We start from the raw sequence: 20,005 nt of genomic DNA on the forward strand, positions 1-20,005 counted from the left end.
ATTTTTAAGCAAAAAATATGCTTAAAAAAAATCTACGCATAAACTTTTCTTCCTTACGCTCCGCCTTAACTCCTGAAAATATATCAGATCTAAGTATCGCTATTGCCAATAAAATACTCGACCTACCAATTTGGCAATTTACAAACTACCATATTTTTTTAAGCATTACAGAAAAAAAGGAAATTGACACTTCCTATCTCATGAGCATTTTACAGGGTAGAGACAAAAATATTATACTATCGAAAATGGTCGCTGATCAACAGCTAAAACATTTTTTACTCACCGATAATACCTTGATCAAAAAAAATAAATGGAATGTTCCAGAACCTGTAGATGGTTTTGAAATTGACGCAAACAAAATAGACGTTGTTTTTATTCCTTTGCTTGCTTTTGATGAACGTGGCCATAGAGTAGGCTACGGAAAAGGATATTACGATGCTTTTTTAGCAAGCTGCAAACCAGATGTCATCAAAATAGGGGTGTCTTTTTTCGAATCAATTTCTAAAATCGATGATGTTTTTGAGGCAGATATTCCCTTAGATTATTGTATTACTCCTAGTAAAATCTACTCATTTTGATCCTCTTCTTCGGACTTTGCGAAAGCTTTTTTATTAAAGACTAACAAAATACCTACCCCCGTACTTATGGCCATGTCAGCAATATTAAAGACGGGTTCGAAAAAACTAAAAGTTTTGCCTCCAAAGTAAGGCACCCAAGCAGGCCATATTGCATTTTCTATAAACGGAAAGTGAAGCATGTCGACTACTTTACCATGAAAAAGACTCCCATAAGGCTCATCGGAAAACATAGTGGCCACAGGACCTCCATAAACACTTTCACTAAAAATAGTTCCATAAAAAACAGAATCAATAATATTGCCGATAGCTCCTGCAAAAATTAAGGAGATAGCAATAGCTAAAGTCTTGGATAAATTTTTACGTACGGTGTCAAAAAGCCAATAGCCTATACCAATAACCGCAAAAAGTCTAAATACCGTTAATATCAACTTGCCAGTTTCTTCCGAAATTGGTAAAAAATCACTTAATTTAGTTCCCCAAGCGGCTCCAGAATTTTCTATAAACACAAACTTAAACCAAGAAAAAACCTCCACACTTTCATTCATGGTAAAGTGTGTTTTTACATAGATTTTACTTACTTGATCTATGACTAATATGATGGCAACAAGTATTAATGATTTCTTTAAATTCATCCCGTATTATAATAAAAGTTGTAAAAATAGGTATATTATTCGGTTTTATAAATATGTATATTTCCAGTAACAGAATTCAAACTATATTGATGTATACCGTTAGCAATTTTTTCTGAAATTACCTTTCCATATTTTGAAATCGCAGTTACACTTCCACTTTTAGTATATACTTCTATTGTTCCACTTTGGGTTGTTACTTGTGCATTATAACTAACATTCCTCAAGACACAATTTCCATCATTTAAAGCAATAGTAATATTTTGGTATTTTCCTGTAGCATTAACCGTACAATGAGTGCCATAGAGCTCAACTTTCATGTTTTCGGGAATAGTAATCTTTAAAGAAATTGAGAGTACTTTATGCGCTGCTAATTTATCATTAGGCAATTCAAATACGGGGCTAAATGAAGTATTCACCAATAAGGTTTTACCTTCTTCATGAACATTTAATAATAAATCATTGCTGTATTCCCCATCCATTTGGGCTTCTACTGAAATTTCATTGGTTTTAGCTGTGGTAATAGTTACTAAAAAACAATTATTAGCATTTATTTCAATAGCCGTATCCTGCGTATCAAAAATTGTTTTTTGCACTTTTTTTTGAGCATTCATTCCCTGAATACAGAAAAAAATAAAAAAAAGCACAAAACTCTTCATGGCTTAAAGCTTACATTTAGGTACAAAAAAAGATCTTTGAAAATACAATGCAAAGACTAAGCATTTATCATCAGAGATCTTTTTTGATTTAATTTATGAATTTATTGCATATTTTTTGCCTCAATACTAAGGGTAGCATGCGGTACTAATTTTAAGCGTTCCTTATTGATTAATTTACCAGTAACTCTACAAATACCATAGGTTTTGTTCTCAATACGCAGTAAGGCATTTTTTAAATCGCGAATAAACTTTTCTTGCCGAATAGCCAACTGCGTATTTGCTTCCTTACTCATCGTTTCAGAGCCCTCTTCAAAAGCCTTAAATGTTGGTGAGGTGTCATCTGTACCGTTATTACCATCATTCATATACGAGCTTTTCAAAAGCTCCAAGTGGCTTTTTGCCTTTACTATTTTTTCCTCAATAAGAACTTTAAATTCTGCTAAATCCTTATCAGAAAATCTAACTTTTAAATCATCAACCATAATCTTAATGTTTTTGAATAAACAATTTGGTATTCACATCATCAAAAGCAATATCCATACCATTTTCTAATTTCTCTTCGAAATTTAATTCTGCGGTTAGCGTTTCAGTTTTAATATACTCTATATTACTGGCAACGGCATCCTCTACAAAACCATCTTTCAAAATTTTAACGTCAATTTTGTCTGTGACTTCAAAACCAGAATCTTTTCTTAAATTCTGGATTCTATTGACCAACTCTCGTGCAATCCCTTCTTTTCTCAAGCCTTCGGTTATGGTAACATCTAAGGCAACTGTAATATTTCCTGAGCTTGCTACCAACCAACCTTCAATATCTTGAGAAGTAATCTCTACATCTTGTAACTGTAAAATACTACTTTTATTTTCAATTTCAATAGAAATTTCTCCCTCTTGTTCAATTTTTTGGATGTGTTCCTGAGTGAAATTTGCTACCACACTGGCTACCAGCTTCATATCCTTTCCAAATTTAGGACCTAAAACTTTAAAATTAGGCTTAATTTGTTTTACCAAAATTCCAGAGGCGTCATCTAAAAGTTGAATTTCTTTTACGTTTACTTCAGATTTAATTAAATCGGATACCGCTAAAATTTCTTCTCTCTGATTTTCATCTAAAATAGGAATCATTATCTTTTGCAATGGCTGACGTACCTTTATTTTTTCTTTCTGACGTATGGACAAAACTAAGGAAGAAATAGTCTGTGCTTTTGCCATTTTACTTTCCAATTCCTTATTTACAATAGTTGCATCGTAGACAGGAAACTCAGCTAAATGAACACTTTCAAAGTTTTCCTTATGTGTGGTATTGTTTAAGTCTTTATAAAGTCTGTCCATAAAAAACGGAGCAACAGGAGCTGACAATTTAGCTACGGTAACCAAACAGGTATATAATGTTTGATAGGCCGAAATTTTATCTTTTTGATAGTCGCCTTTCCAGAAACGTCTCCTGCTTAATCGCACATACCAGTTACTTAAATTTTCTTGTACATATTCTGATATGGCTCTTGTTGCGCGGGTGGGCTCATATTCAGCATACGCCTCGTCTACTGTTTTAATTAACGAATGTAGTTCCGATAAAATCCATTGATCTATTTCTGCGCGTTCCTGTAAAGGAATTTCTGCCTCTGTATATTGAAATTTATCAATATTGGTATACAGTGCAAAAAACGAATAGGTATTGTATAATGTTCCAAAAAACTTACGTTTTACTTCTGCAATGCCTTCAATATCAAATTTAAGATTGTCCCAAGGATTAGCATTAGAAATCATGTACCAACGTGTTGCATCCGCACCATGTTCATTCATCGTTTCAAAAGGATCTGCAGCATTACCTAAACGCTTCGACATTTTTTTACCTTCTTTATCCAAGACTAAGCCGTTTGAAACGACATTCTTATAGGCCACTGAATCAAAAACCATGGTTGCAATGGCATGTAAGGTGTAAAACCATCCTCTAGTCTGGTCTACGCCTTCAGCAATAAAATCTGCTGGAAAAGTTTTATTTTCATCAATTAAATCGCTATTCTCAAATGGGTAGTGCCATTGTGCATAGGGCATAGCTCCACTATCAAACCAAACATCGATCAAATCACTTTCACGTTTCATAGGTTTGCCAGACGCGGAAACTAAGGTAATTTGATCTACAATATTTTTATGCAGGTCTATTTTATCATAGTTTTCTTCGGTCATGTTCCCAACTTCAAAACTATCAAAAATATCATTTTCAAGAACTCCTGCCGCTATAGCTTTTTGCATTTCTGCTTTTAATTCAGCGACTGAGCCTATCATGATTTCTTCTTTTCCGTCTTCAGTTCGCCAAATAGGAAGTGGAATTCCCCAATAACGAGAACGTGATAAGTTCCAGTCGTTTGCATTCGCTAGCCAATTTCCAAATCTACCTTCTCCCGTGGCTTTAGGCTTCCAATTGATAGTTTGGTTCAGCTCAAACATTCGGTCTTTAACCTCCGTTACTTTTATAAACCAAGAATCTAAGGGATAATATAAGATAGGCTTATCCGTACGCCAGCAGTTAGGATAACTGTGTACATATTTTTCAACCTTAAAGGCCTTATTTTCTTCTTTTAGTTTAATGGCTATTTCTACGTCAATAGAACGTTCCGGTGCTTCGCCCTCTTCGTAATACTCGTTTTTTACGTATTTACCCCCAAATTCTTTTAATTCTGGTCTAAATTTACCCTGTAAATCAACTAAAGGAACTGGATTGTTATTGTTATCCAAAACCAACATAGGCGGAATTTCGGGTACTGCTTGTTTGGCTACAAAAGCATCATCAGCACCAAAAGTAGGGGCTGTATGTACAATACCAGTACCATCTTCGGTCGTTACAAAATCTCCGGCAATGACTCTGAAGGCATTTTGTGCGTTTTGGTAGGGCTGTACATAATCTATCAATTGTTCATATTCGATACCCACTAAATCTACACCCTTTGTTTCTGCTATAATTTTAAAGGGAATCTTTTTATCTTCATTTGAAAAGTTAGCAAAGTCATCTTCGGTTTTAGCTTCAAAAAACTTACCGGCAAATTGTTTTTGTACTAAATTTTTGGCTAATACCACGTGAATAGGATCAAAGGTATACTGATTAAATGTTTTTACCAACACGTAATCAATCTTTGGCCCCACCGTTAAGGCTGTGTTTGAAGGTAATGTCCATGGGGTTGTAGTCCAAGCAATGAAAAAGAAATCTTCCTCCAAGCCTTCTGCTGGAGGAGAAATTTTAAATGCTTTAAAAATATCGTTTTTGGTATCACCTTTAGGAGCTAGGCGACTTTTAAATTGGGCTGTAACTGTGGTATCGGTAACATCTTGGTAAGTACCAGGCTGATTTAATTCGTGCGAACTTAATCCTGTTCCTGCTTTTGGTGAATAAGGCTGAATAGTATAGCCTTTGTAGATTAAGCCTTTATCGTAAATTTGCTTTAGCAACCACCATACGCTTTCCATGTATTTAGACTTATAGGTAATGTATGGATCTTCCATATCTACCCAGTAGCCCACTTGCTCGGTCATTCTATTCCAAACATCCGTGTAGCGCATGACCGCTTTTTTACAAGCAGCGTTATAGTCTTCAACTGATATTTTAGTGCCAATATCTTCTTTGGTGATCCCTAATTCTTTCTCAACACCTAATTCAATTGGCAAACCATGGGTATCCCAGCCAGCTTTGCGCTTTACTTGAAAACCTTTCATGGTTTTGTAGCGTGGAAATATATCTTTGATGGTTCTAGCCATCACGTGATGAATACCAGGCATTCCATTGGCTGAAGGTGGCCCTTCAAAAAACACATAGCTTTGGTTACCTTCTCGGCTAGTGATACTTTTTTCGAAAATAGTATGTTCTTTCCAATAGTTTAAAACTTCTTCTGCAACTACTGGTAAATCTAATCCTTTATATTCCGCAAACTTCATAATTAACTGCTTCTGGTACTACATTTTAAGGCTGCAAAATTATAAATTTAGATTGAATAAATCGTCTTAAGTTTAAAATGATATGCATCGATGCATAAATATGATTTTTATTGCTTAAAAAATGGCAAAAATATAAAGCAAAATATTCACCATAAACGTAAAAAATCTAGACTACTAAAATGAGAAAAGTGATTGTAAACGCTACAAAAAGCTAGAGATAAGCTAAAACAATAGAGCTCTATTTCCTTCTACGAGTACTAAATACCGTCTAGAAATTAATGCTAGCGTATTTTAGAGCTTATTTTTAGTTCAATTTTTAAAATTTATATCCCAAGGCTAGTATTAAATTTCTTCCTGGTGCAACAATCCCCGAAGAATAACTGCGATACCGTTGGTTGGTAATATTTTCTATGCTTAATGAGGTATTTAAGGCATTAGAAATTGTGTAGTTTGAACGAAAATTTAAGGTATGCCATGCAGGTGAATATGAATTTCCATTCGCGTCAACCGCATACATGTAATCTTTACTCTGTTCGGACATCGCCAAATCCTCAGCGGCTATCTCTCCATTAAAATTTAGAAATAAGTCAGTTTTTAGCCTTTGATTTTTCCAAGTCAAATGCACGTCTCCAAAAGTAGGAGCTACATGCCTTCCTGGAGAATCGGTACCATCCTCTTCCTCCTCTATACCTTGGGTAAGGGTTAGGTTAGATCCTAAAGATATGCGTTCTGTAAAGTATACATCTATTCCAAACTCAAAGCCATATACATAGGCTTTAGCCGCATTTTGTATGGCCTGAACATTGCTTAATTCTCCATTATATTCAATTTCATTTAATCCATTAAACTGAAAATCTCTTCGCACTAAGGCATCTACTAAATAGGTGTAAAAAGTGGCTCCCTTTAAGGTGAGCTTATCTCTTATGTTTTTTTGAATTCCAAAATCCATATTATAGGCATATTCAGGCTCTAAATTTGGATTTGGCACTACTACTGACCCAGGTTCGGAATCGAATATTTTGCCAATATCGTCAATGTTCGGCGCTCTAAACCCAGTAGATGCATTTGCGGTAATCTGTAAATCTGCTTTGGGAAACCAACTTACACCTAAACTGCCCGTGAGCGCTCCCGTGCTTAAATCGGCATTATCGAAAGGAAAAGTATAAAAATCTCCTTGAAATTCTGCATCAACCCAAACATGACTGTAGCGAACTCCTGATAAAAGTGTTAAATTAGGTTGTATTTTATACGATGCATTTACATACCCAGCTAAGGTTTGCCAGGTTGCACCGTCGGGATATCTACTCGCTGTTGGAGCAGTGATATTTGTTTGTATATTTTTTTGAAATCCAGTGGAATAAACTTTATTAAAAATGTATTCTCCCCCGTAGTACAATTGTAAATCCCCAATTTTTTTATTTTCAAAATCAATATTTGTGGAAAAGGCATCTAGTTTTTCTTTAGTAGCGTACCGGATATCGTCTTGAAAATTACGGTCATTTCTACTTTCTTCAAAATGCTGGTAGGCCGTCGTTATTTTAAATTGGTCATAAAATAGATTTTTGCCTTTTTTATTAATTTGCAAATTACTCATCAACCACTTTTGAGGCCCATAAAACCATTCTGCTGAACGCAAACCGTCACCAGTTCTATCAGGACGAATTAAGCGGTCATACCTAGAGTAGTTCGATGTTTCTGAATAATAATTACTCCAATTAAATGCCCAATCAGAATTAGGTTTAAAGGCAATTTTCTGTAAAAGATTTATTTGATCATAGCCCGTAGGAACTTGCTTTAGGCTGTTTTCATTAGGCACTAGAGTATCTACACCGTCTATGGTCTGTACAAAATTATTTCTAAGATAAGAATCTGGACCAAATTTACCCATTCTTAAATCTCCAAAACTATTATAGCTGACACTAGTTAAAAAAGCCCATTTTTTCTTTCCAAAATTAAAATCGAAATGACCTGTATTTTCAGAATTTGCTGTTGATAATCGATAGTCAGCATTTCCTGAAAACTCAGAAGCATCGGTACTTGAAAATTGTGCTTTTTTTGTAAAAAAATTCATCACACCACCAATGGCATCACTACCGTAAATTACAGATCCTGGGCCAAAAATAATTTCTGTATTTTTAATAGTATAAGGATCTATTGAAATCACATTTTGAATATTACCGCCTCTAAAAATGGCATTGTTCATGCGAACGCCATCTACCGAAAGTAATAATCTATTGGTCGAAAAACCTCTAATCATTGGGCTTCCCCCACCTAGTTGGCTCTTTTGGACAAATACTTTTCCGCTCTGTTGCAGTAGATCGGCCGATGTTTGTGGATTTGCGAACGCTATTGTTTTAGCGTCAATACTTATAATTTTATTGGGAATTTCTTTTTTCTGTTGCTGCCATTTGGAGATAGACATCACTACCTCATCTAATTGTTGAGATAAGGGAATTAAAAATAAGATGTTCTTTTTTTTTAGTATGGCTTGTTTTGTAGTACGATACATTTCATACCCTAAATGCTTAAAAAAAATAGCTTCGTTAGGGTCAAAGGCCGATAAATCACAAGTGCCCTCAGAATTGGTTAAGGTGGTTTTTGTTTTGGCAGCATTAAAAACAGCTACATTCGAAATAGGATCTTTTGAATCAAAGTCTAAAACGCTAACTTCTTGAGCTACATTTAGCTGAAAAAAAAAGAAACATATACCAAATATAATTTTATACATGTCAACTAAAAACTTCATTTAAAACCATAAGAGATTTAGGCTTTCTAAATCCGTGCAAATGTAATTCATAATAAAGAACAAGCAAATTTAACAGCTCTTGTCTGTTTTTCTTGTTCATTTTTATAGTATGTACTGTATCAAAATTTATGCCTAAAAACTGTTTGAAATAATTTAAATTTTCTCCGGAAATTAAAGAATTTAATGATGGTGCCATAACGAAAGCTCCTTCTTGAAGATCAAAATAAGGAGCATTTAAATCAGAAGTCTCCGGATAAAAACCGAGATACTTGCTTAAAACAAGCAAAAAATAAATATGAAAATTTGAGATCTCATCATTGGTATCTAACCATTGCAGGGATGCTTCTAAAAAATTGAATAAATTTTGGTGGCTTTCTTCTTCCTGAAGACTATTGCTCAACATTTCTGCCAAAAAAAAAGTTAAGGCATTTTTTACAACATTCGTTTGTAAACTTTGATACTGATAATTTATTTTCGCCTCTCGAATCGTTTCTAAAGTACCCTTATTTTTATGATACGCCACAATTTCTAGTTGGGATAACAATTGAAAATAAGCAGTTTTCAATTTTCCTCGTCTTGATGCTAAAACGCCTTTTAGTAAGTAGCTTTTTATACCGTCAGAAGCCGTAAAAGCTTTTACAATTAAGCTTGTATCCCCATATTTTAAAGAAGATAACACAATGGCTTTGGTGGTGACTTGCATGTTGCCGGTTTAGGTTGCGGCAAAGATAGTATTTTGAATTTATGGACTATGGGATTTACTTTCTGGTTTCAAACAAAAAAAGCGAAGCTTCTTGACAGAAACTTCGCTTTTTATTTTTCTTAGGGTTTTTAACTTATATTACCCCTTGTGCTAACATAGCATCGGCCACTTTTACAAAACCGGCAATGTTTGCGCCTTTTACATAGTTGCAATAGCCATCATCCTCTTTGCCGTATGCAATACATGAATCGTGAATATCGCTCATAATATCTTTTAAACGACTATCTACTTCTTCTCTCGACCAGCTAATACGCAACGAGTTTTGAGACATTTCAAGACCAGATGTTGCTACTCCACCGGCATTTGATGCTTTGCCTGGAGCAAATAATATTTTTGCCTGATGAAATTCATGAATAGCTTCAGGAGTAGAAGGCATATTGGCACCTTCAGCAACACAAATACATCCATTTTTGATTAATGTTTTAGCATCTTCTCCATCCAATTCATTTTGCGTGGCACAAGGCAAAGCAACATCACATTTTACTTCCCAAGGATTTACTCCTTTGTGGAAGGTAGCGGATGTATATACCTCTGTATATTCAGAAATACGACCACGTTTATTGTTTTTCAAGTCCATCACAAAGGCCAACTTTTCTTCGTCAATGCCCTCTTTATCGTAAATATACCCTTGAGAATCTGAAAGTGTTAACACTTTACCGCCTAAATGCAATACTTTTTCTGCGGCAAACTGAGCTACGTTTCCTGAACCAGAAATAGTCACTGTTTTACCCTTAAAATCTTTTCCCTGTGTTTGCAACATACTATTTGCAAAATATACAGTACCGTACCCTGTTGCTTCAGGACGTATTAACGAACCGCCCCAAGAGCGCCCTTTACCTGTTAAAACTCCTGTAAATTCGTTTCTGATTTTCTTATACATACCAAATAAGAAACCAATCTCACGAGCACCAACGCCTATATCGCCCGCAGGGACATCGGTATTTGGGCCAATATGACGGTTTAATTCTAGCATAAAGGCATGGCAAAAACGCATCACTTCATCGTCTGATTTGCCTTTTGGATCAAAATCAGAACCACCCTTACCACCACCCATAGGCAATGTTGTTAAGCTGTTTTTAAAGACCTGCTCAAAGGCTAAGAATTTAAGGATACTGGCATTGACTGAAGGGTGAAAACGCAATCCACCTTTGTACGGTCCAATTGCAGAATTCATCTGTATTCTATAGCCTCTATTCACGTGAATATCGCCCTTATCATCTACCCAAGCGACTCTAAAAGAAATTAATCGCTCAGGTTCCACCATGCGCAATAAAATATTCTTACCGTTGTATATTTTGTGTTTCGCAATATACGGGATTACTGTTTCTGCTACTTCTTGTACTGCCTGAATGAACTCTGGTTCATGACCATTTCTAGTCTTTACCTCGTCCATAAATAACTTTATTTTATCCTCCATTAGTCTTGTTAAATGCTGTTAGTTTATTATTTAAAATAGGTGTTATTGTCAAATATAAAATATATGCACAAAATTATACTATTATGACAATTAAATTGTGTTTATATTATAAAAAATAGAATACGATTGTACGTTTTCTTTGAAAATCATCTAAAAAATTCCCAGTTATTTATTAATATTGAATTGGTTTTTTACTCCCCTAATGTCTAAAAGGCCCTTTTAATTGACTGATACCCTTTTCAAAAGAGGCTATTCCACTTTAGCCGTTCGAAAAAAAATAATTTTAGCATATAGTGCTACGCATTTCATTTTACTTTAAAGCCTGTTCTAAATCTGCAATGAGATCAGAAACGTCTTCAATACCAACACTTAATCTTATTAGGGCGTCAACCACACCTACTTTTTCTCGTTCTTCTTTGGGAATACTGGCATGAGTCATACTCGCCGGATGACCCACTAAGCTTTCGACGCCTCCTAAGGACTCTGCCAAGGTAAAAACATTTAAATTTTCTACAATTCTTTTTGCATCTGTATAAGTACTTCCTTTCGGGATAAACGAAATCATTCCTCCAAAAGCTTTCATTTGCTTTTTTGCTATGCTGTAATTTGGATGGTTTTCAAAACCAGGCCAATAGACTTTTTCAACTTTGGGATGCTCAGCCAGATAGTGAGCTATTATGGATCCGTTTTCACAGTGGCGTTGCATACGTACATGTAATGTTTTAATTCCGCGTAGTACCAAAAAACTATCCATAGGCCCAGAAACTGCACCACTTGCATTCTGAATAAAGTAGAGTTTATCTGCTAAATCAATATCGTTCACCACCAAGGCACCCAGCACCACATCGCTATGACCTCCTAAATATTTGGTAGCGGAGTGCATGACAATATCCGCCCCTAAATTTAAGGGTTGTTGTAAATAAGGACTGGCAAAGGTATTATCAACGGCCAATAGCAAATGGTGTTTTTTTGTCATTGCTGCTACGGCCGCAATATCAATAATATTCATCATTGGATTTGTTGGTGTTTCTAGCCAAATTAACTTTGTTTTAAGTGTTATTAGCGTTTCAATGGTATTGGCGTTTTGCATATCTACATAATGAAAAACTAAACCATACTTTTCAAAGATTCTATTAAATAAGCGATAACTCCCTCCATACAAGTCATTGGTAGCAATTACTTCGTCTCCAGGATTTAAAAGTTTAAGGACCGCATCGATGGCAGCTAAACCACTAGCAAATGCCAGTCCGTACTCCCCATTTTCTATACTTGCCAAAGACTTTTCTAAGGCACTACGTGTTGGGTTGGCGCTTCTTGAATAGGCATAGCCTAAATGCTCTCCAGGTGATTTTTGAGCATAGGTTGATGTCTGATAAATAGGAGGCATTACCGCCCCATAAGCTTTATCTGGCGCTTGACCTCCATGAATAACGATACTGTTAAATTTTAACTTATTTTCCTTCATATAAGATGACTTAACTATTCCATGTACGCTTATCTTTGTGCAAAAATCAGTAGTACATCAACGTTATATAATTACATTTCAAAATGAAGATACAAATACTTTTCTTACTTCTTTTAATCAGTGTCATGGGTTGTAAAAATAAAGAAGAAGTAGCTTACGTTCCCTTAAACTATGAGAGCGACCCGTGTATAGACTGTGCGACGGTAGCTATTGCTATTTTTGAGTTTAACAAGGAAACAGATTTAGGAATTGCAGTTAACACTGCGTTGCGAAAAGAAATTGTACGCCAATTAAATTTCGAAGGAAATGCAGAAAATGCGAGTATTGAAGAGGCCATTGCGGCGTTTAAAAAAGAGTTTCAGGATTTAAGGGATATGTATCCAGAAGAGAGCATAGATTGGGAGGCTATTATTAAAAGTGAAATAACCTATGAAAACAAAGATGTATTAACCATTCAATTAGACACTTATATTTTTACGGGTGGGGCTCACGGCCATTCTACATTGCGCTTTTTAAACTTTAATAAAAAGAAAAACGAATTGTTCGAAAATTGGGAGCTTTTTAAAGAAATAGATGATTTTGAGCATTTTGCCGAAACCAAATTTAAAATTCAAGAAGATATTCCACAAAATAGTGAAATTAATAGCACTGGTTTCATGTTTGAAGGTGAGCGTTTTTATTTGCCAAATAACCTAGGATTCACAAAAAAAGGGGTACAATTAATTTACAATCAATATGAAATTGCTTCCTATGCCGACGGCCCAATTTTTATGACCCTACCTTATACTGAGATTGAGTCCTTTCTTTCTGTAAAAATCCTTCCCAAGTCTTTATAAAAAAGACAAGAACCCATTCAACAAGTACAAATAGCCTGCAAAATGTTGTCAAAAAGGAGGCTAAATTATGATGTAGTAATCATCTTAAACAAAGATAAGATGGCGCCTAGATGAATGCCTTCATGATAAATATTAAAAGCCAAGGCGTCTTCAACAGTATCTAAGGTTATATTCACACTTGTAGTGTATGAATTAAAGGTCGTAAATTTTCCTTTTTCATAATCTTCTTGCGTCCATTCTATCGTCGAAAACAAAAAACCACTAATAGCTTCAAATTCCTCATCCGTAGCTGTCCCATCTGGCACCGTTCCCTTCATGAATTTATCCACTAATTCATTGGAAATACGCATCGGTAAACCACTTAACTTATAGACTAAAATTTGCTGAGTCACCACCACATGGGCAATGTTCCACCAAATATTATTTCTATAGCCCTCTGGGATTTCAAGTAATTGCGCTCTTGGTGTGTCTTTAAGAAATTTATACAGTATTTTTCTGTTCTGTAAGGTGATATTAAATAGCTTTTCCAATTGTTATAAATTTAATTCAGGGTTAAAAATAGAACATTTCCTTATAATTAGGTTTCTTTGTACTTTAAAATATTTTAAGTGTGAAAGCACGTACTTGCTCAAAATAAACGGGGTTAAAAAAAACAAGTGATACAGCTTATAAACGCTTACTTAAAATAATGACCCCCTAACCATCGAAATACAAATGAAAAAAATATACCATTTAAGTACATGTAATACATGTCAAAAAATTATTAAAGCCTTAGAACCTTTGGTCGATTTTGTATTTCAAGACATAAAAACAGAAGCTATTACTCCTGACCAATTAGAGGAAATGCATGCTTTAGCAGGTAGTTACGAAGCTTTATTCAGCAAAAGAGCTCGCTTATTCCGTGAAAAAGGACTTCATGAAAAGTCGCTATCCGAAGCTAATTACAAAGCATTAATTTTAGAACATTATACCTTTTTAAAACGACCTGTAGTCTTAGTAGATGATCAGATTTTTATAGGCAATAGTGCCAAAGTGGTAGCCGCAGCTAAACTTAAAATAAACGATTGAATCATAGAACGCTAGCTATAATAGCCGCTTTTTTTGCCACTTTAATCTATGGTTTAAACCACACGATTGCCAAAGAGGTTATGCCTACCTATGTGCAGCCTTTTGGATTTATTTTCCTTAGGGTTTCTGGTGCTGCCCTTTTATTTTGGGCCATCGCACCCTTTGCGCCCAAGCAAAAAATAGATCGTGGTGATTGGTGGCGCATCCTTGTCTGCTCCATCGCAGGTATGGTCATAAACATGCTAGCTTTTTTTAAAGGCCTACAACTGTCTACACCTATTAACAGTGCTGTTTTAGTGACCATTACCCCGATTATTGTCGTTGTCCTATCCGCATTTTTTATCAAAGAAAAAATAACCCTATCCAAAGGCTTTGGCGTTTTGTTAGGACTAATTGGCGCGGTAACCTTAATACTTTTTGGCGCAGAATCAAGGATAGATGCACCAAATATCCCACTCGGTAACTTTTTGTTTATCGTCAATGCTACATTTTATGGTACTTATTTAATTTTAGTTAAAAAATTAATTGAAAAATACCATCCCTTTGTGTTGTTAAAATGGTTGTTTACGATTGCTGTTATCATAAATTTTCCCATAAGTTTTTCTGAGGTAACTGCCATTGAATGGTCTGTTTTACCAGTACACATTATTGGTGCCATCTTTTTTGTTATTCTAGGAACAACCTTCGGAACCTATCTTTTAAATGCCTTTGCCTTAACACAGTTAAAGGCCTCTACAATTGGTGCATTTGTTTACCTACAACCTTTAATTGGAGTACTTTTTGCCTTATTTACAGGAAAAGATCAATTATCTGGCATTAAGATAACTGCCATGGGACTTGTACTTTTAGGGGTTTATTTAGCCAGTAAAAGACCTAAACCAGGTGCCTAGGTTTTTTTGAGAACTTACGGGTGTCTTCTTTTGTTAACATCCTAAAATTTTCTCCTTTTTTAATACTGCTTAAACTCTTGAGAAAGTCGCCCTTGAGTCCTGTTAAATTCCTAGTATTTAAATCCATCCAAGCGCCCATCATTTCACAATGGGCAAAATTGTTTCCTTGATAATCATATAAATTATGATGAAATTCAAAAAATTTACCATCCTCACTCATCCCCATAATCTCCAAAGAAACTCGTACTGGTTTCCCTAGAAAAGCCTCTTTAAAATAATAGATATGTTCGTAAAAGACTACTGGTCCTAGTTGATGTTCTGCTAAAGCCTTTTGGCTAAAACCTAGTTCCATTAAAAATGACATTCGCGTATGACCCATAAAATTAAGGTATGCCGAATTGGCCAAATGGCGATTTGCATCAATATCACTCCAACGAATTTCAAATTCTTTAAAATACATAGTATAATTTTTAGTATGCGTGCATAATAATCCCAAAAATACCATAGTTTTGATACATCAAGTGAAATTGTCTTAAAAAAAATGGCGTCAGTCTGGCCTTAAATGGCTTGAAAAGCATGCCATTTTCTAACATAAAAAACATACTATGTCTCAAAAAGCAAGCTTTATTAACGCGTTATCACTTCCAGTAGTGGCAGCACCAATGTTCTTAATTTCTGGTCCAGAGCTAGTTATCGAGTGTTGCAAAAACGGAATTGTTGGTACTTTTCCTGCACTAAACCAACGTACAAGTGAGGGTTTTGAAGAATGGTTGGTTCAAATAAAAACCACATTAGCCACATTTGAAAAAGAGACAGGAAAAAAAGCAGCCCCTTTTGGAGTTAATTTAATTGTGCATCAAACAAACCCAAGATTAGAGGCGGATCTAAAATTGTGTATAAAACATAAAGTGCCTTTAATTATTACCTCTTTGGGTGCTGTTTCTCAAGTTGTGGATGCCATTCATAGTTACGGAGGCTTAGTTTTTCATGATATCATTAAAAAAAGGCATGCGGAAAAAGCCGCAGAGGCTGGTGTTGACGGATTAATTTTGGTAGCTGCTGGAGCAGGCGGACATGCAGGCACAATAAACCCTATGACCTTAGTGGCAGAGATTAAAAAATTCTATCATAAAACCGTACTGCTCTCTGGTTGTATTAGCACAGGAAGAGATATCGCTTCGGCTGTACAAATGGGTGCAGACCTTGCCTACATGGGTACACGATTTATAAACACAAATGAAAGTAAGGCTACTGACGAATATCGAAATATGATTATCAAGGCTGGCGCAAGCGATATTGTGTATACCGCATCTATTTCAGGGGTGCACGCAAACTTTTTAGCTGCTAGTTTAATGGCCGCCGGGATCACAGCGGAAGATCTAAAGAAAGATGTAAAAATAGATTTTGGTAAAGAATTAGATACCGAAGCCAAAGCATGGAAAACTATTTGGTCAGCAGGGCAAGGCGTTGCAACTATTGACAATAGTATTTCGGTTACGGAGTTAGTTACTAGTTTAAAAGCTGAGTTTAAAACGGCTATTGAAGAGCAAGCCAAAGTGTTAAATACATTTCCGAAATAAATGCCACTTATTGCATCAAAATATAAACCTCCTCTTTTATTTAAAAATGGACATTTAAGTACCATTTATGCTGGTGTTTTCCGAAAGGTTGATGCCCTTGTTCAAAAAAGGGAGCGAATTACCTTACCAGATTCTGATTTTCTTGATTTAGATTGGAGTTTTGGAAATCTGCCATCGAAAAAAGTAACTATTATTTTACATGGTTTAGAAGGCAACGCACAACGCCCTTATATTGCAGGAAGCGCCAAACAGTTTAATCTTCATAATATTGATGTTTGTGCTGTTAATTTTAGAGGATGTAGTGGCGAAGCTAATCGTTTGTTTAGATCCTACCATTCTGGAGCTACAGAGGATTTAGAAGCCGTTATTCAACACATTTTAAAGACCAAAGATTATCAAGAAATTTACTTACATGGATTTAGTTTAGGTGGAAATTTAGCATTAAAATACCTAGGTGAACGCCAAATACTCCACCCAGCAATAAAAGGCGCTGTTGCTGTTTCAGTTCCTTGTGATTTGCATGATTCCTTACAACAGTTGTTACTTCCTAAAAATGCACTTTATGCCCATCGATTTAAAAAGCGTTTACTCGAAAAATTACATATAAAACAAGAATTATTTCCAGATAAAATTTCAATTACCGACATTTCAAAAATTAAGAATTTAAAAGATTTTGACGATGTTTATACGAGTCGAGCACATGGTTTTAAAAATGCTTTAGATTATTATACCAAGGCTAGTTGTTTGCCATTTTTGAAAAATATTAGTATTCCAACGCTTATCATCAACAGTAAAAACGATTCCTTTCTGGGTAAAGAATGTTATCCGTACAAGGAAGCAGCCGAAAATGACCATTTATTTTTAGAAATTCCTAAGTATGGCGGTCACGTTGGATTTTTTGGAAAAGACAATACAAGTTATACCGAAAAAAGAGCTGTAAATTTTTTATTTGAGCGCAACTTAAAGCACTAGAATTCGTATCTTAGTACTTTAACAAAAGATTGGATAGCATGAAAAAAATAATTGGAATTTTAAGTCTCAGCTTATTATTGGCAAGTTGTGGTGAAAAAAAAGAAGAGAAAAAAGCAGGTTTTGAAATGAACCGTGCCAAAACTGAAAAGAAGGCAACTGTTGAGACTAAGGTTGATGTTCCTGTGGACATGGACAATCAAGGTGTTGGTCCGTATAAAAACATTGAGTTTCCTACTACTATTGATGCTGATTTAGCAGCAAAAGGTGAAATTAAATACAATGCCGTCTGTACCGCTTGCCACATGCCAGAAAAACGCATGATTGGTCCGGCATTAGCTGGAGTTTACGAAAGAAGAAGTGCTGCTTGGGTAATGAATATGTTGAAAAATCCGGATGAAATGCTAAAAGAAGATCCGATTGCGAAGGCATTATTAAAAGAGTATAACAACGCCATTATGCTCAATAACAACTTAACAGACGATGAAACAAGAGCTGTTGCGGAGTATTTGAGAACACTATAAATAGGGCAACAATTTAGTTTTAAAACCGCTTTCAAGGCGGTTTTTTGTTTTTATTAAAGTTAGCGTCCAAGATTTTGTACCCTAAAAGCGTTTTATTTTAATTCTTGAAAAAATAGGCTGTAGACCTCAGTAGTAGTTTTTGTTTCTTTACCCGTAGCGTTTTTTATAAAATCTAGTACGCCATCCTAGTTCTAAAGTAACCAAAAGCTGAGCTGAAATTATTTAAAAGTAAGGTGAGTCTAAATCACTTTCACTACTTGAACCTATCCGCAACGACCTTATAGGTTGGATCTTCTAAAACATTGACATCAATAATGGCATCCGCATTTTCTAAGAGCTTTAAACAATCCTTACTTAAGTGCTTTAAATGCACCTTTTTATTGACTTTTCTGTAACGTTCGGTGAGTTTATTCAGGGCTTCAATACCAGACATATCTGCTACTCTGCTCTCTCTAAAATCAATAATTATTTCTTCTGGATCGTTAGGAACATCGAACTTTTCCGTAAACGCCGTGGTAGAACCAAAAAATAATGGCCCGTAAATTTCGTAAGTTTTAACACCGTTAGCATCTACACTTTTACGAGCGCGAATGCGTTTTGCATTTTCCCACGAATACATTAAGGCTGATATAATTACCCCTAACAAAACCGCGATAGCTAAGTTGTGCGTAATAGCGGTTATTAAGGTAACCAGTACCATCACAATAACATCAGAATTAGGCATTTTTTTAAATGTTTTAAAACTCGCCCATTCAAAAGTGCCAATGGCCACCATAAACATTAAACCTACTAAGGCCGCCATCGGTAATCGCTCTATTAAACTTGAACCAAACATGATAAATACCAATAACATGACCGCAGCTGTAATTCCTGATAAACGCGCTCTTGCTCCAGAGGAGGTATTGATTAAACTTTGACCAATCATGGCACAACCACCCATTCCTGATAAAAAACCTGAAAGTATATTGGCCGAACCCTGTGCTACACATTCTTTATTACCGCTACCGCGTGTATCTGTAATTTCATCAATTATATTCAGTGTCAATAAACTTTCAATAAGCCCTACACCCGCAACGATAGCCGCAAAGGGAAAAATTATTTTAAACGATTCAAAAGTCAAAGGAATATTTGGAATAGAAAGTGGTGGAAAACCACCTTTGATGGTTTGCCCTTCTTTCATAATTCCTGCCACGGTTAAAGTATCGATATTAAAGCCAATCACTAAGGCCGAAACTATCACAATGGCTACTAAAGTTGACGGAACCGCCTTTGTTAGCTTTGGCAATCCCCAAATAATAGCCATGGTAACAATGGTAAGTCCTAACATCATGAAAAATGATGGCCATGGCAATAAATCTGTGGTATCTTTTATATAAAAATTAGGGAATTGTGCCATAAAAATAATAATCGCCAACCCATTCACAAAGCCGAACATTACCGGATGTGGTACTAGCCGTATAAATTTACCCAAACGCAAAACACCTGCTAAAATTTGTAAAACCCCAGCTATAATAACGGTCGCAAATACATAATTTAAAATAGTTTCAGGAGTGATGCCCGGAAAGTTTCGTTTTAATTCTAAAATTAAACCTATAAAAATTACAGCTACCGCGCCAGTCGCACCAGATATCATCCCTGGACGACCACCAAATATCGAGGTGATTAAGGCCAGAACAAAGGCTGCGTAAAGACCTGTTAAAGGAGAAAAACCCGGTATTAATGCAAAAGCAATAGCCTCGGGAACTAAGGCCAAAGCTACCGTTAAGCCCGAAAGGATTTCGGTTTTATAATCTACTTTTTGTTTAAAATCGAATAAATTAAGGAGCTTTTTCACATGATTATTTTAAGCGCGCAAAAGTACGTTTTATTATTTTTATAAGCTGATTGCTTTACATTATTCCATATATCCTAATGTTAAGGATGAATAAAAAGAATATAAAATGTTTATCCCTAC

The 20,005-nt window shown here is 35.4% G+C and carries 18 protein-coding genes; 7 read left to right on the forward strand and 11 right to left on the reverse strand.

Features of this window, described 5'->3' with window-relative positions; translation table 11 throughout:
• Window positions 1–17 precede the first annotated feature (17 nt).
• Window positions 18–578, forward strand: a complete 561-nt coding sequence (locus GQ45_RS09435; protein ID WP_047417155.1) for a 5-formyltetrahydrofolate cyclo-ligase — start codon at window positions 18–20, stop codon at window positions 576–578.
• Here GQ45_RS09435 and GQ45_RS09440 read toward each other — a convergent pair.
• From GQ45_RS09440 to GQ45_RS09475, 8 genes are all read right to left on the reverse strand, one after another.
• On the reverse strand, window positions 566–1,210 hold the full coding sequence (locus GQ45_RS09440; RefSeq protein ID WP_047417157.1) for a lipoprotein signal peptidase: 645 nt from the start codon (window positions 1,208–1,210) through the stop codon (window positions 566–568). The two genes, GQ45_RS09435 and GQ45_RS09440, sit on opposite strands and share 13 nt — an antisense overlap.
• Window positions 1,211–1,245: 35 nt before the next feature.
• On the reverse strand, window positions 1,246–1,803 hold the full coding sequence (locus GQ45_RS09445; RefSeq protein WP_156125397.1) for a hypothetical protein: 558 nt from the start codon (window positions 1,801–1,803) through the stop codon (window positions 1,246–1,248).
• Between the two features lie 164 nt (window positions 1,804–1,967).
• Complete coding sequence (locus GQ45_RS09450; RefSeq protein WP_047417160.1) at window positions 1,968–2,348, reverse strand: TraR/DksA C4-type zinc finger protein; 381 nt, start codon at window positions 2,346–2,348, stop codon at window positions 1,968–1,970.
• A gap of 4 nt (window positions 2,349–2,352) precedes the next feature.
• A complete protein-coding gene (gene ileS / locus GQ45_RS09455; protein WP_047417162.1) occupies window positions 2,353–5,793 on the reverse strand; it encodes an isoleucine--tRNA ligase in 3,441 nt (1,146 codons plus the stop codon).
• Window positions 5,794–6,109: 316 nt separating this feature from the next.
• Window positions 6,110–8,539 (reverse strand): TonB-dependent siderophore receptor, encoded by a 2,430-nt coding sequence (locus GQ45_RS09460; protein WP_047417165.1) that lies wholly within the window; start codon window positions 8,537–8,539, stop codon window positions 6,110–6,112.
• Window positions 8,523–9,242 (reverse strand): DNA repair protein RecO, encoded by a 720-nt coding sequence (gene recO / locus GQ45_RS09465; RefSeq protein ID WP_047417167.1) that lies wholly within the window; start codon window positions 9,240–9,242, stop codon window positions 8,523–8,525. The genes GQ45_RS09460 and recO overlap by 17 nt, the downstream gene beginning before the upstream one ends.
• 133 nt (window positions 9,243–9,375) lie before the next feature.
• A complete protein-coding gene (gdhA, locus tag GQ45_RS09470) occupies window positions 9,376–10,719 on the reverse strand; it encodes an NADP-specific glutamate dehydrogenase (protein ID WP_047417170.1) in 1,344 nt (447 codons plus the stop codon).
• A 310-nt stretch (window positions 10,720–11,029) separates the two neighbouring features.
• On the reverse strand, window positions 11,030–12,184 hold the full coding sequence (locus tag GQ45_RS09475) for a cystathionine gamma-synthase (protein WP_047417173.1): 1,155 nt from the start codon (window positions 12,182–12,184) through the stop codon (window positions 11,030–11,032).
• Window positions 12,185–12,267: 83 nt separating this feature from the next.
• On the opposite strand from GQ45_RS09475, the gene GQ45_RS09480 reads away from it, so the two are divergent.
• Entirely contained in the window at window positions 12,268–13,020 is a 753-nt protein-coding gene (locus tag GQ45_RS09480; protein WP_047417175.1) for a DUF3298 and DUF4163 domain-containing protein, read from the forward strand.
• A 65-nt stretch (window positions 13,021–13,085) separates the two neighbouring features.
• Here the strand turns inward: GQ45_RS09480 and GQ45_RS09485 are convergent, their stop codons facing one another.
• Complete coding sequence (locus tag GQ45_RS09485) at window positions 13,086–13,550, reverse strand: DinB family protein (protein ID WP_047417178.1); 465 nt, start codon at window positions 13,548–13,550, stop codon at window positions 13,086–13,088.
• A gap of 184 nt (window positions 13,551–13,734) precedes the next feature.
• Between GQ45_RS09485 and GQ45_RS09490 the strand changes: the two genes are divergently transcribed.
• Together GQ45_RS09490 and GQ45_RS09495 are read left to right on the forward strand one after the other, a co-directional pair.
• Window positions 13,735–14,088 carry an arsenate reductase family protein gene (locus GQ45_RS09490; RefSeq protein WP_047417180.1) on the forward strand — a complete coding sequence of 118 codons (354 nt, stop codon included), beginning with the start codon at window positions 13,735–13,737 and terminating at the stop codon, window positions 14,086–14,088.
• Window positions 14,085–14,978, forward strand: coding sequence for a DMT family transporter (locus tag GQ45_RS09495; RefSeq protein WP_047417183.1), 894 nt, complete (start codon window positions 14,085–14,087; stop codon window positions 14,976–14,978). Before GQ45_RS09490 ends, GQ45_RS09495 begins: the two co-directional genes overlap by 4 nt.
• Here GQ45_RS09495 and GQ45_RS09500 read toward each other — a convergent pair.
• Window positions 14,962–15,438, reverse strand: coding sequence for a thioesterase family protein (locus GQ45_RS09500; RefSeq protein WP_047417186.1), 477 nt, complete (start codon window positions 15,436–15,438; stop codon window positions 14,962–14,964). The two genes, GQ45_RS09495 and GQ45_RS09500, sit on opposite strands and share 17 nt — an antisense overlap.
• A 145-nt stretch (window positions 15,439–15,583) precedes the next feature.
• On the opposite strand from GQ45_RS09500, the gene GQ45_RS09505 reads away from it, so the two are divergent.
• From GQ45_RS09505 to GQ45_RS09515, 3 genes are read left to right on the forward strand one after another with little or no spacing between them, the layout of a single operon-like run.
• Window positions 15,584–16,558, forward strand: coding sequence for a nitronate monooxygenase family protein (locus GQ45_RS09505; protein WP_047417189.1), 975 nt, complete (start codon window positions 15,584–15,586; stop codon window positions 16,556–16,558).
• Window positions 16,559–17,530 (forward strand): YheT family hydrolase, encoded by a 972-nt coding sequence (locus GQ45_RS09510; RefSeq protein ID WP_047417192.1) that lies wholly within the window; start codon window positions 16,559–16,561, stop codon window positions 17,528–17,530.
• A gap of 38 nt (window positions 17,531–17,568) precedes the next feature.
• Entirely contained in the window at window positions 17,569–18,051 is a 483-nt protein-coding gene (locus GQ45_RS09515) for a cytochrome c (RefSeq protein ID WP_047417194.1), read from the forward strand.
• Between the two features lie 253 nt (window positions 18,052–18,304).
• On the opposite strand, the gene GQ45_RS09520 is transcribed toward GQ45_RS09515, so the two are convergent.
• A complete protein-coding gene (locus GQ45_RS09520; protein WP_047417198.1) occupies window positions 18,305–19,885 on the reverse strand; it encodes a SulP family inorganic anion transporter in 1,581 nt (526 codons plus the stop codon).
• Window positions 19,886–20,005: the final 120 nt, after the last annotated feature.

The sequence above is a fragment of the Cellulophaga sp. Hel_I_12 genome (genome assembly GCF_000799565.1).
Lineage (GTDB): Bacteria > Bacteroidota > Bacteroidia > Flavobacteriales > Flavobacteriaceae > Cellulophaga.